The organism is Streptomyces sp. NBC_01176, assembly GCF_045039825.1.
Taxonomy (GTDB): domain Bacteria; phylum Actinomycetota; class Actinomycetes; order Streptomycetales; family Streptomycetaceae; genus Streptomyces.
The window spans coordinates 9,769,509-9,782,104 of the sequence record NZ_CP108600.1; the positions used below are offsets into that span (position 1 = coordinate 9,769,509).

Annotated in this window: 9 protein-coding genes and 3 pseudogenes; 7 read left to right on the forward strand and 5 right to left on the reverse strand. The window is 69.8% G+C overall.

What is annotated here, in order from left to right:
• Nucleotides 1–33: 33 nt before the first annotated feature.
• Nucleotides 34–326, forward strand: a pseudogene (locus OG199_RS42570) (DUF1330 domain-containing protein).
• A 333-nt stretch (nucleotides 327–659) separates the two neighbouring features.
• On the opposite strand, the gene OG199_RS42575 reads toward OG199_RS42570, so the two are convergent.
• A complete protein-coding gene (locus tag OG199_RS42575) occupies nucleotides 660–1,148 on the reverse strand; it encodes a hypothetical protein (RefSeq protein ID WP_405834339.1) in 489 nt (162 codons plus the stop codon).
• Between the two features lie 776 nt (nucleotides 1,149–1,924).
• Here OG199_RS42575 and uppS point away from each other — a divergent pair.
• Nucleotides 1,925–2,611 (forward strand): polyprenyl diphosphate synthase, encoded by a 687-nt coding sequence (gene uppS / locus OG199_RS42580; RefSeq protein ID WP_405834850.1) that lies wholly within the window; start codon nucleotides 1,925–1,927, stop codon nucleotides 2,609–2,611.
• The gene (locus OG199_RS42585) at nucleotides 2,608–4,077 is read left to right on the forward strand and encodes an oxygenase MpaB family protein (protein ID WP_405834341.1); all 1,470 of its coding nucleotides are present in this window, start codon (nucleotides 2,608–2,610) and stop codon (nucleotides 4,075–4,077) included. Before uppS ends, OG199_RS42585 begins: the two co-directional genes overlap by 4 nt.
• Before the next feature lie 157 nt (nucleotides 4,078–4,234).
• Here the strand turns inward: OG199_RS42585 and OG199_RS42590 are convergent, their stop codons facing one another.
• Both OG199_RS42590 and OG199_RS42595 read right to left on the reverse strand, forming a co-directional pair.
• Nucleotides 4,235–4,519 (reverse strand): hypothetical protein, encoded by a 285-nt coding sequence (locus OG199_RS42590; RefSeq protein WP_405834343.1) that lies wholly within the window; start codon nucleotides 4,517–4,519, stop codon nucleotides 4,235–4,237.
• A gap of 38 nt (nucleotides 4,520–4,557) precedes the next feature.
• Nucleotides 4,558–4,650, reverse strand: a pseudogene (locus OG199_RS42595) (HNH endonuclease); the annotation flags it as partial.
• A gap of 74 nt (nucleotides 4,651–4,724) precedes the next feature.
• On the opposite strand from OG199_RS42595, the gene OG199_RS42600 reads away from it, so the two are divergent.
• From OG199_RS42600 to OG199_RS42610, 3 genes are all read left to right on the forward strand, one after another.
• The gene (locus tag OG199_RS42600) at nucleotides 4,725–5,435 is read left to right on the forward strand and encodes a hypothetical protein (protein WP_405834345.1); all 711 of its coding nucleotides are present in this window, start codon (nucleotides 4,725–4,727) and stop codon (nucleotides 5,433–5,435) included.
• A 496-nt stretch (nucleotides 5,436–5,931) separates the two neighbouring features.
• Nucleotides 5,932–8,454, forward strand: coding sequence for a DnaB-like helicase C-terminal domain-containing protein (locus OG199_RS42605; RefSeq protein ID WP_405834347.1), 2,523 nt, complete (start codon nucleotides 5,932–5,934; stop codon nucleotides 8,452–8,454).
• The gene (locus OG199_RS42610) at nucleotides 8,454–9,026 is read left to right on the forward strand and encodes a hypothetical protein (RefSeq protein WP_405834349.1); all 573 of its coding nucleotides are present in this window, start codon (nucleotides 8,454–8,456) and stop codon (nucleotides 9,024–9,026) included. The genes OG199_RS42605 and OG199_RS42610 overlap by 1 nt, the downstream gene beginning before the upstream one ends.
• Nucleotides 9,027–9,153: 127 nt before the next feature.
• Here the strand turns inward: OG199_RS42610 and OG199_RS42615 are convergent, their stop codons facing one another.
• Both OG199_RS42615 and OG199_RS42620 read right to left on the reverse strand, forming a co-directional pair.
• Nucleotides 9,154–9,492, reverse strand: coding sequence for a thioredoxin family protein (locus OG199_RS42615; RefSeq protein WP_401808075.1), 339 nt, complete (start codon nucleotides 9,490–9,492; stop codon nucleotides 9,154–9,156).
• Nucleotides 9,493–10,071: 579 nt separating this feature from the next.
• Nucleotides 10,072–10,899: an SAM-dependent methyltransferase gene (locus tag OG199_RS42620; RefSeq protein ID WP_405834351.1), complete on the reverse strand. Its 828-nt coding sequence runs from the start codon at nucleotides 10,897–10,899 to the stop codon at nucleotides 10,072–10,074.
• 483 nt (nucleotides 10,900–11,382) lie between these two features.
• Here OG199_RS42620 and OG199_RS42625 point away from each other — a divergent pair.
• Nucleotides 11,383–12,548 (forward strand): annotated as a pseudogene (locus OG199_RS42625) (epoxide hydrolase family protein).
• Nucleotides 12,549–12,596 lie beyond the last annotated feature (48 nt).

The window sequence follows — 12,596 nt, forward strand, 5'->3', positions numbered from 1 at the left end:
GTCAGATGCACTCATCCGAACACTGGAGGTTCCATGCCCAAGGGTTACTGGGTCAGCGCGTACCGCACCATTTCAGATCCTGAGAAGCTGGCTGCTTACAACAAGCTGGCCGGTCCGGCCGTCAAGGCCGGGGCGGTCGGATCCTCGTCCGTGGCGGTCGGGTCGTGGCGCATGACGCCGGAATCGCCGAGCGCACCGTCCTGATCGAGTTCGACAGCTTCGAGCAGGCCGTCGCGGCGCACGAGAGTGCGGCCTACCAGGAGGCGCTGGTCGCCCTCTCCGACGGCGTCGAGCGCGACTTCCGCATCGTCGAAGGCATCGACTGACCGAGGTCCAGTCGGATGGTCACTGAAGATCCACCCTCTTGGTTTTCGTAGGTGCGGCTGCTGGTGCGGCTGCTGGTGATGCGGGGTACGCGGGTGCTACTTGCTGGTCGTGGGCGGCTGCCTTCGGTCTTGATCGTCTGTCAGCGGCCGAGTGCGAGGTTCGTCAGGATGAGCAGAGCGCGGAGCAGGTGCGGCGCCCCGGCTGTGGGCGTACGAGGTTCTCTCCCCAGCTGTGGGTGGGCGAACGTCCCCGGCTGTTGGGCCACTTGGTTCTCGCGCTCGCTGGTCTGGAGACGGCTCTTGAGCCGGTAGCTCGGGCGATCTCCGGCAGGCTCATTGCCCCGGACTCCAACAGCCCTCGAAATCAACGTAGTTCCGACCAGCGACGTGGATCCAAAACCATCGCCGACCACCCCCTGCCGCAGCACACCGACTACGCAGCCGAAGGGCGGCAATCACCGGGACGTAGACACCGATGTCGTCACCGCCGTTGGCGGAGGTGACTGCGGCGACCTCCAAGGAGCTGCGGCCGCCCTCCTTCGCCTCTACCTCGTCCGCGTCTTCACCGTCGCGGTGGTTCTTCCACGTTTCCCACGCCGCCTTGAGACCTAGATGATCAATCCATGACGTATCAGGAGGCCAGGAACCCACACTCAAGATGTGGCTGAGGATCCTGAACGCCTCCTCAAGCGGCACGGTGTCCTCGTTCGGATACTTGTCGTGCTGCCCGTTGGAGAGAACGAAGCCCTTGCCCCCCGACGGACGTACCACGCTGACCCAGAAACTCGCCGCGCCGCTCGCCGCGAGGATCGGCCCGCTCATGGCGGCCGCCGGGCCAGGACCGACAGGGCGCACCAGCGCCGGTCAGCCGTAGACCGTCGTTCCCCACGGGATGGCTGTCGTCGAAATCGCCGCGGGAACCACCCGGCACGCCGTCGCGCGACCCGGCTACGCGGCCCATGACGCCGAGCTGGTGCGCCGGTTCGTACTCCACCGGCTGCTGCGCGCACTCACTGGCCAGACCAGCAGAGCGGCGTGTTCCCGGTCATCGACGGTCAGCTGCCAGCGGGAGCTTCGTCGCCACCCAGTCCGCGGTGTAGGCGCAGCGGGCATCCGCGAGTGGCGGCAACCGATCGGCGGGTCCTGATCGGCCTTGGACCGGTCGGGAGCGCGCGGAGTTCGCGGATTCTCGGATGCGGTCATGCTCCAGCCCGCGTATCGATTGGAGCTTTGAAAGGACGTGTGCGTGAGTTCGCCGCTCTAGCACTCGGACAACGGATTCGATCGTACGAGTCAAAGGTGACGCCCACTCGTTCGGCCGGGCGGAGCCCTTTCGCGCTGTCAGACTCCCGGGAGGGAACGCGCCAGTGGGGCGTGGGCGAGGCGGGAGCGGCGGGGCAGGGTGGGCGTGACCGAGCGCGGTGCGGCCGGTCGTGCCGCTCCGGACGGGGGGGCCGGGAGTGACGGACCATGGCGTGCCGCGCGCACGCGCGGTGACGGAGGACCGGCCGGGCGGGCGACGGCGCGGTGGCGGACCCGGCGGGCAGCGGCAGGACGACGAGGTGGCGCGTGCGGGGCCGCGGCACGTGGCCTGCGTGATGGACGGCAACGGGCGTTGGGCGCAGCGGCGTTCACTTCCTCGTACGGCGGGTCACCGGTCCGCGGAGACCGCCGTCATCGATGTCATCGAGGCGGCCCGGACCGCCGGCGTGGAGTGGCTCAGTCTGTACGCCTTCTCCACCGAGAACTGGAACCGCCCTGGCACCGAGGTCGAATTCCTGATGCGTCTGGTGCGCCGGGTTGTGCGCAAGCATGCGCCGCTGCTGCTCGCGCGCGGCATCCGCTGCCGTTTCCTCGGGGTCAGCGACCCGCGCATCCCCCGTGAACTGGCCCAGGACTTCGACGACTTGGCGGCGCTGACCGCCGACAACCGGGGGATGACGCTGACCGTCGCCTTCGACCACGGCGGCCGCCGGGACATCGTCGAGGCCGCAAGGTCGCTGATCCGCAGCGGGACGCCCGCCGACGAGGTGACCGAGCGGCTCTTCGCGGACCACCTGCCTTTCCCCGACACCCCCGATGTGGATCTGGTCATCCGCACCTCCGGTGAGCAGCGCATCTCCAACTTCATGCTCTGGCAGGTCGCCTACGCCGAGTGGATCTTCCCCGAGGCGCTCTGGCCGGACTTCCGGGCTCCCGACTTCCTCGCCTGCCTGCACACCTACCGGCACCGCGACCGCCGCTTCGGCGGCGTGCCCGCCCGGACGAACGGAGACCCATCATGACCACCGAAACCACGGGAACGGCCGACGACGCCTCCCTGTTCGGCCCGAAATCGCAGTTCAGCGGCTTCTTCGACGACCCGCGCTGGGCCTTGGCCGTGATCCGCGCCACCGTACTGGAGGCGGCTCACCCGCAGATCGGCGCCGCCCTCGTCGACAACTCCACCTTCGTCGCCCATCCCTGGCGCCGACTGCGCAACACCTTCGTCAGCATGCGGCGCATGTTCAGCACCGACCTCGCGGTGCGCGAACGGGAGGCCGCCCGACTCAACCGGCTGCACGCCCGCGTGAGCGGCTCCGACTCCCGCGGCCGCGCCTACGACGCGATGGACCGCGCGACCCGCGCCTGGGTGGTCGCCACCCTCTTCGAGAGCGCCGTCACCATGTTCCGGCTGAGCGGTCAGCCGCTCGACCAGGACACGATGGAGCGGATGTACGCCGAGTACCGCGCGTTCCTCGCCGCGCTCGACGGCGACGCCGCGGAACTCCCCGAGGACCTGAACGACTTCTGGCGATACTTCGACCGGGTCGTCGAAAACGAGCTGGAGAACACCGAGGCGGCCCGCGTCATCCTCTACCGGCTCTTCGACCACCTGCCCGCCCCTGCGCTGCTCGACGGCGCGCCGACACTGTGGGCGGCCGGCCGCGCCGTCGCCGGTCCGCTCCTCGGCGCGATCACCGTCGCCTCGCTCCCCGAGCCCTACCGTCGCCGGGCCGGCCTGCCCGAGATGCCCGGCGCCCCAACCCTCATGCAGGGCGCCTACCTCGCAGCCGGGCTCACCCGATTCCTGCCCGAAGGCTGGATCAACGCCGAAAGCATCATCGAAGCCCTCTCACTCTCACCCGACAGTGACGACCCCCGCGCCCGCACCGTAACCGCCCTGCGCACCCGCATGAAGCGGGCATCGGCCCTGCTCCGCCTCCTCACACCACTGGGCGGCTACACCAACCCCAACCCCGACCCGGCCCCTTCGGCAGGCACAGAAGAGAACCGACGCTCCGCGGAGGACTTCTTCCGCCGAGTGCTGGACCAGACGGGCGACGGCCACCTCGACTGGCCTGACCTCGCAGCCATGGCACGCGAACTCTCCACCCGCCTCGACCTGGACGAACCCGAGGAGACCCGGCTCTACGACGCCTTCGCCGCCTGGTGGCGCGAGCTCCAGGCCGCCCTCGACACGGACGGCGACGGCCGCGTCAGCGCCGAGGAGTACGCCACCGCCGTCCCCTCCCTCGCCGGACCCGCGCTCATCCGCGTTGCCGAGGTCCTCTTCGACGCCACCGACAAGGACGGCAACGGGAGCATCGACGCGGACGAATACCGAACCCTGTTCCGCACCGCCTTCCACCGCGACCTCACCACCACTGACGGCGCTTACGGCCAAAGCGCCTTCGTGGGCGACTTCCTCTCCTTCATGGCGGGCCGCCGCACAGGCTCTCCGTACGACCCCCTCCTCGCCGACGCCTGACGAGCTCGTGCATGGGGTTGGCGGCCACGCCGGCACTCTCCTCCGCCTGCGTCCCTTCCAGGGGTTGATCGGCGACTTGACGGAGGCGCCGAAGCGCGCGTGATCTCGCCGGCGTAGCGCTGTTCCAGGACGCGAAGTACGCGTCGAGCTTGTTGATCTAGCCGCGCAAGGTCGACTGGGCCCGCTTGCCCGGTCCGGCGAAGTACCGGTCGACCTTGCGGGAGGCCAGCTGCCACGGCACGGTGCCGTAGAACTCGCAGACCTCGATCACCGGCCTGATGACCCCGTCCAGCGTCACGGGTGCCAGACCTGCGGCGTCGCGCGCGGACTGGTACTCGGACAGCGTGTCGAGGCAGAAGCTCTCCTTGCCGTGCACCGTGATCCGGGCTTGGCGCCGCCGTTGCTGTGTCACCAGGTTCGCGGGCAAGGCCGCCACTGACACGTCGGCCGGGACCTTGAAGGAACCCGCGCGTACCCCAGCGTCTTCGCGGTGACCGCGACCAGCGACCGGTTCGCGTCGAGATCGTTGGCGCACGCCTCGCGGCGGGACGCACTCCATGCGCCGGCGCCAGCTGGCGGGGAGCGTCATTCCAATGCCCCGGGTACACCGTTCGGTCACGTACCAGCGGGGCATGCAGAATGCGTCCATGGTTGACGACTACCGGGCAGGTGATGTGCTGATGCTGGAGTGCCCGTTCACCGAGGCCACGGTCACCGAAGTCTCCCGCTACTACGTTTCCGTACGGTGGCCGTGGTTGGAGGTGGACCCGCAGGCCAAGAACATCAGGTGGAACGGCCAGCGGGCGCTTCCAACGCCTGAGGCCGGCGAGTGGGAGATCTTTCGAACGCAACCGGCGGAGAGCGTAGTTGGGGTGGGTGACACATGCCTCGTAGGGATCCCAGCGACCGTGGTACACGTCCAGGCGGTCCATCACTTCGATCCGCCCCAGGTCACCGGCATGCTGCCGCGGCCAGCGGCCTATCTCGACCTCCTGCGGCGGGGTGACACGTATGACCCCGAGCTTGAGGACCAGGCTTACGCGCTCGATCCCGCTGGCGGCGAACCGATCCGCATCAAGTTGCTTTTCCGCCCGTACGCATTCCTTGAACCAGGCGATGAGGTAGCCGACCGGAACGGGCGTGTCTGGCGGTTCGACGCGGCCTGGGACTGGCACCCCTTCGACGGTGAGCATTCGGGAACCCCGGCCTGGCCACTGGCTCTGCTCTCCCGCAATGGTGAGCCGACGCCGGAGGAAGGTGCGACGGTTGCCCGGGCGACGGCGGTCGGCAGCCACGCGGAGGCGCTGGAACAGTGGACTGGACTCACTGGCGCGCAACCAGTTGCCCATCAGCAGTAAGCGACAGGACAGCGGGCGCTGGGCTCCGATCCGTTCGAACGGGCGCGGGGTGACACTTTGGACTGCGACGCGCCGTCGGGTTTCGTCCGGGGCGCCGGGAACAGCCATTGGCGGCCGCCGAGTGGACAACCAACCTGGGTGAAATGGGGCTGCTGCGTCCGGTCGGGCTGCTGCCGATCACGCTGTTCGGCCTGTTCGTCGTGGCGTCCTCGGCTCCCTTGCTTCGGGCCATGACGAGGCCGTATCTCAGCTGCACGACCCGATGACCGTCGCTGGCGATCGGGCCGCGGGACGTCGCGTGACACGGCTCGCGACAAAGGCCGCGGTCTGCACACCCGCAGGCCGCAGGGGTCAACGCCCGTACACCTTCCACTTCAGTGAAATCGCACCAACAAGGGTGTGACTTTGTTTAATTCAATGTGTGACTCTTGGTACCCTGTGGGGGAGTTGAGTGCCGGGAGGGTGAGTGAGTCAGCCACCACAAGCAGAGTCTGCGATGAACGCGAGTGACGCCCGCAGGGACCTGTACGCCTTGGTCAAACGCGCCAACGACGACGGGGTCACCACCCTGATCCACCGTGGTTCGAAGCAGGAAGCCCGTGTTCTCCTTGCCCCGCTCGACCGGTTCCCGGCCGCGCGGAAGGCCGGCGCCTTTCCTTCCTGGGTCCTGAGTGCGGCGCAGAAGGACTTCGGCACCCTGATCGGCCGGGCAGCCGGCGGCCAGCCCCAGGTACTCCGCAGGAACAGCACACCCGTCGCGGTGCTGCTACCCGCAGACGGACCGATCAGCAGCACCCCATCCGACACGGCCGCGCACGCTGCGGCAACCGCAGGAGGCGCGGTGACCAGCCAGCCCACCCCCAGCCGTGATGCCGGACGCCGGCTCGCCACGCTCGGCGACGCCCTCGGCGACGTCATCACCCCGGGCTCCGCGCGGGGTCTCTCCTTCGGCCTGGCGGCCCTGGACGCGGCCACCGGCGGCCTGCACCCCGGACGCCTGGTCCTGGTCGCCGCCCCACCGCAGGTCGGCGGAAGCCTCATCGGCCTCGCAGCGGCCCGGCACACCGCGCTCGCCCTCAACCACCGTGTCCTGTACGCGGCATCGGGCCCCAACCGCGCGGACATCACCCGCCGCATCATCGCCGCGGAAGCCGGTGGCGACTACGCCCGCCTCAAGACCGGCACCCTCACCCCGCACGAACAGGAAGTCGTCCAGCGACTCCGCAACGCGCCGCTGCTCATCGACGACGGCAGCGACCTGACCGCCGAGGCCATCGCCGAGACCGTCCCCGTGGCCGGGGAGTTGGCGCTCGTCGTCGTCGACCGACTGCAGCGAGCCCGTAACCCCCGCCTGCCGATGTCCGGAGAACACCTCCCGGCCGCCAGCCAGGTCCTGCGGGAACTGGCCCGCACCCAGCACATCCCGGTTCTCGCGGTCGTGGACACCGACGACCCGGCCATCGTGAACCTGCTCGACGCCGACGTCATCCTCACCCTCACCGCGCACCCCGACGGGGAGACGAACGTGACCGTCGCCGAACGGGATCTGGGCGTCATCGGCAGCGCCCGCCTGCGCCCCGACCTCGCGCACGCCCGATTCCTCGACACCACCGCCACAGCCCACGCCACCACAGCGGCCGCCGGTGACAGCGCCGTCCGCGACATCGTGGGCAGTGACACCGACCATGAACTGGCGGCGGCCGCCCTGCCCTTCACCTCCGGCGCCTTGCAAGGTCTGCCCGCCGAGGCAACGCATCTGCTGGCCGCGCTGCGCACCGCGCTCGCCGCCGGCAACATCAAGGACCTCGACGAACTCCGCGTCCCGCTGCGGGCCCTGGCCGCCGCCGGGCTCCGGCTCCCCGGTACCGACGAAGGGCGGCGCCTCGCCGCCGCGCTGCACGCCCACAACGCGCCCCCACCCGCACCGACCGACTCCGTCGCGCGCCCTGCTGCCCCGGAACCCGCCCGGCCTGCCGCCGGCAGTGGCGCCGTCGCGGACGCGGACGACGAGGTCCGGCGGGACGACGATGACGGCCTGGTCCCGGGCGACGAGGAGGACGAGCCCCAGGGAGCGGTCTTCCCGGCGTTGCGGATCCTCAAGGACTCGGTGACGCGCTCGAAGATGCACCCGGTCCCGGTCATCCGCATCGAGGACCGGGAGGACGGTCCGTGGCCGCTGATCAGTGAGGACATGGACGGCGAGCCCCGCTGGGTCCACCCCGACGTCACCAGCACCCGCGTCGCCCACACCCGCGACAACGGCAAGCGCGTCCGGCGCGACCAGCTCGACGTGCCCCCATCGTTCGGGGACGGCGTGCTGTGCCTGATCGACCGCAACGGCTCCTTTCCCTCCGCCTGCTCGGCCGTCCCCCTCGCCCCGAACAAGCTCCTGCACACCGGCCCCCTCGACGCGTTCGACAGAGGCCAGGCCGGGATCTACCAGATCGACATCCCGGAGTGGAACTTCCCGGGCATGCCGCACCCGCTCGGTCGGCTCATCGACCGGCCCGACGACCAGGGCCGGGTATGGGTGACCACCCCGCACATCAAGCAGTTGGAGCGCCTGCACCGCGAAGGCCACCTCACCGCTCCCTTGACCATCCACGACTCCTGGACGGGCAAGGCGAACGAGTCGCTGTTCAAACCGTTCTACACCGCGGCCCGCGAAGCCCGCACCGAGCTCATCCAGGCCGGCGGCGAACCGTACAAGAACTACAAGACCCGTCTGTCGATCGCACTGCGCCTGCTGTGGCCCAAGCGGCCCGAGTCGCGGTCGCCGTTCTGGCGGCCGGACTGGCGCATGAGCATGGTCGCCGAAGCATCCGTCCGGCACTGGCTCAATGCCTTCAAGGCCGTCCAGGAAGGACACACCCTCGTCGCTCTGCGCAACGTCGACGCCGCCATCTTCTGGACCCCCGACGAGACCCCGCCCGGCACGTACCGGATCGGGACCGGCTTCGGTCAGGTGAAGGCCAAGTTCATCCAGCCCGGCGAGTTCATCCCCGAAGGTGACGACTGATGGCCGGACCCACAGGACACGGAAACTCCCTCGGCGCCGCCCTGAACGACCTCCTGCGCGCCCAGGTCACCCCCCGCCACCGCCTGTCCTCCTACAGCGCCAAGCACTGGCACGCCCAGCTCAGCCAGCTCACCGGCACCCGCCGCGGCTACGAGGCCATGGAGACCGCCGGCCTCGACGTCCGGCCGGACACCCTGTTCAAGTGGCTGTCGGATCCCGAGCACAACGTGCGCCTCAGCTACCGGGACCTCATCCACACCGCGTACGAAAACGTCGCGATCGTCCCCGCCGACCCGATCCCCGACACCGTCAAGGACGGGCAGTTCGAGATCAGCGGCCTCGTCAGGACCGGCGCCGACGAACGCGAACGCGGCACCCGCCGCGCGGCCCCCCTGCGCATCGACGCGAGCCGCGGCGACTGGAACGACATCGAGGCCCTCTGGCTGGCCGGCGACCTGCGCGACGACGACTTCGAGGACCGCTTCATCGACGACGTCATCGTCGCCGACATCGGCGAAGGCACCGACGGCTGGGAATTCTCCGGCAGCACCTACTCGGTCGAACTCAGATGACGTACGGCCGGCACGACCGTCCGGCAGAGCGTCCTCGGGCTCGGCGACCAGCCACATCGACCACGACCAAACCGGACTCCGCCGCGTGTACAGCGTTGATCGCTTCCACACACGCCACGGCGGCCGCTCAGAGGTGGCTGTCCAGGAACTGCCGTACCTCGGCGACGGTCATGGGGCCGGTGCCGTGCGCCACCGCCTCCCCGTCCTTCAGCAGGATGTAGGAGGGGGCTCCGGTGATCCCGTATCGCTTGGTCGCGGACGGACAGCGTGTGATGTCGGTGCGGACGGCGGTCAGGCGGCCCGTGTACTCGTCGGCGATCCCGCCCACGACGAGGTCCATCGCCCGGCAGGGTTCGATTGCCTTGGGCCAGGTGCCGGTGAAGTATGCGAGGACCGGTACTGCGCTCATCTTGAGGATGAAGTCGAACTCCGCGTCCTCACGCGGTTGGTGAACCTGCTTCGCCATGGAAGCTCCTGACCTAGCGTTCCGTCATTCCCTCCCCATCTTCCCCCGAGCGGTGCGGCAGGCTGGTCCGGTCGGCCGTCTGGCCGGCCGATGGGCGCGTTGTCGTCCAAGCGTGTTCATCCTGCGCAGGCCGGCGACGAAGAGTTCCGAGCCCGATTCAAGCGGGAAGTCGAGGTGTCACGACAGGCCACGGGGCCCTGTCTGGTGCCGCTGCTCGCTACGGACCCAGGCGGGCTGTTCCCGGGTTGGCTGCCGCGTACGTGCCCGGCCTCACGCTCGGCGAGCACATCGCCGCACACGGCCCGATGTCCGGGGGCCAGGCTGTACGCGCCGGCGGTCGGGGCCGCGGCCGCGCCGGCGGCAGCCCACGCAGCCGGGTGGTACACCGCGATGGGAAGCCGGGGAACGTCATCCTGGCGCCGGACGGGCCGCGGGTGCCGGCCTTCGGCACCGCCCACGCCCTGGACGGCACGTCGGTCACCCGGACCGGAGTGATGACCGGCACGAGGGCACAACCTCGCCCTCGCCGGACAGGGACGACGACACGCTCAGACAGGTCCGCCAGCCACGCCCGCCTTATCAGGGCTTCCGGGCCAGTCCGGCGGCTATGAGGTGTTCCCAGACCGTGAGCTCTCGGCTGTCGCCGCTGTTCCACGGGTTGTCGCTCTCGTCGGGACGCCACAGGGACGCGGGGACGATCCCGGGGTCGAGGATCTCCAGGCCGTCCAGCAGGGAGGCGATCTCCGCGTCGGTGCGCCACCGGCCGCGGCCGAACGTCTGCTGGAGGACCTTCTCGGCCTCCGCGGTCTCCGGGTTGTTGCCGGAACGGAAGTGGCTGACGAAGAAGTAACTTCCGGAAGGGACATGGTCTCGCCAGTAGCGGACGATGCCCGCCGGATCCTCGTCGTCGTTGACGTGGTGGAGGACGGCGCTGAGGACGACGGCGACGGGACGGGTGAAATCGATGATTTCCAGGGTGTCGGGGTGAGTGAGGATGGCTTCGGGATTGCGCACATCGACCGCGACGACGCGGGTCCGGTCGTTGTTCTCCAGCAGTGCGCGGCCGTGGACCAGCACTTGGGGGTCGATGTCGACGTAGACGACCCGGGACTCGGGGGCGTGCCGTTGCGCGACCTGGTGGACGTTGTCCGCGGTCGGCAGGCCACTGCCCAGATCGATGAACTGGCGTATGCCGGTGGTCTTCGCGATCTCCCTGACCGCCCGGGTCAGGGCCGCGCGGTTGGCGAAGGCGATGGCCACCGAACCGGGCAGGTCGCGCTTGAACACGTCGCCGATATCGCGGTCCACGGCGTAGTTGTCCTTGCCGCCGAGCAGGTAGTCGTAGACGCGGGCGATGCTGGGCTTGGTCGGGTCGATGGAGGAGCCTTCGTACGTCATGGCGGCCATTATTTCCCGCAACGTCGCCTGCGGACCCTCAATTTGAGATCTTCCGGCTGATCGAGGGCGGCGCGAGGACACGGATGCCCGGGCTCGCTGTCAAACGCCTCGTCACCACCCGCCACCGAGGTCCGCAACGGGCGTTGCTCCCATCGCACGTGGTCTCCCGCACCAGTCGGCTCATGGCCTCCGGCCTCTCTCCCACTGGTCCAGGGCCGCCCGCAGGGCTGAGACGGATGCGTTCCTGGCGTCCTCGAACGCTGCGCGCAGCTACCGGTACAGGGCCGCGAGGTCTTCCGGGTCGGAGGTCCGGACGGGATCGGTGGGGTGGGGGACAGGATGCCATCCATGGGGCTCGGCGCCGGCGGAGTGGGCTGCTGCGGCCGGCGGCGGCGACGTAGACGCCCGGCGGGACGCCGTCGGACGCCGCGTTCGGCAGGCGCGCGCGGGTCCCGATCCGGCGATCGTCTCCGGAGCGTTAGCATGCGGGCCATGTCGGACGCACTGCCTCGCCTGGAGCCGCTCACCCCGCAGACCGAGCCCGCGGCGCTCGAGGACCTCCGCACACGGCTGCGTACGACACGCTGGCCGGACGCACCCGAGGACGCCGGGTGGACTCTCGGGACCGACGTCGCCTACCTCCGTGAACTCGTCGCCTACTGGGCGGACGGGTTCGACTGGCCGGCGCAGGAGGCGGCGCTCGCACTGCTGCCCCACTTCCGCATCCGGCTCGGCGGCCTGGGGATTCATTTCGTGCACGCCCGGGCCGTCGCGCCGACCGGGCCCGTCCTGCCGCTGGTCCTCAGCCACGGCTGGCCGGACTCGTTCTGGCGCTACTCGAAGGTGATCCCGCTCCTGACCCATCCCGGCGCGCACGGCGGCGACCCGGCCGACGCGTTCGACGTGGTCGTGCCCGACATGCCCGGCTACGGCTACTCCGACCGGCCCACCGGCCCGCCGCTGAACTCCATCGCCGTCGCCGGCCTGTGGGCCGAGCTCATGGGCGTTCTCGGATACGCGCGGTTCGGCGCGGCGGGCGGCGACGTCGGCAGCCACGTGAGTCGCTATCTCGCGCTCGACCACCCCGACCGGGTCGTGGCCGTCCACCGGATGGACGGGGGCCTGCCCGTCCTCACCGGTGATCCGGCCGATCTCGCCCCCGAGGAGCGTGCCTGGTTCGACGAGGTCGCGGCCTGGGGCGCGAGCGAGGGTGCCTACGGTGCCATGCACCGTACGAAGCCGCAGACCGCCGCCGTCGGGCTCACCGACTCACCGGCCGGGCTCGCCGCATGGATCGTCGAGAAGCTCCGTGCCTGGAGCGACTGCGACGGCGACATCGAACGGAGTTTCACCAAGGACGAGATCCTTACGAACGTCACGCTGTACTGGCTGACGCGGACCATCGGCTCGTCGATGCGCATGTATCACGCGAACTCCGCCGTCCCGCCGCAGCAGCTTGCCCGCCGGGTCGAGGTGCCGTCCGGGTTCTCGCTGTTCCGCGGCGACATCGTCCGCCCGCCGCGGGCCTGGCGGCGAACGTCGTGTACCTGAACGAACCCGCGCGCGGCGGGCACTTCGCGCCGTTCGAGGAACCCGAACTGTACGTGGAGGAACTGCGGGCGTTCTTCCGGCCCTACCGTGCGGCAGCGCTGGACTGAGAACGCCGTCTCCCTGGCGCGGCGGCCGACCGGGGACGTAGGAACGTC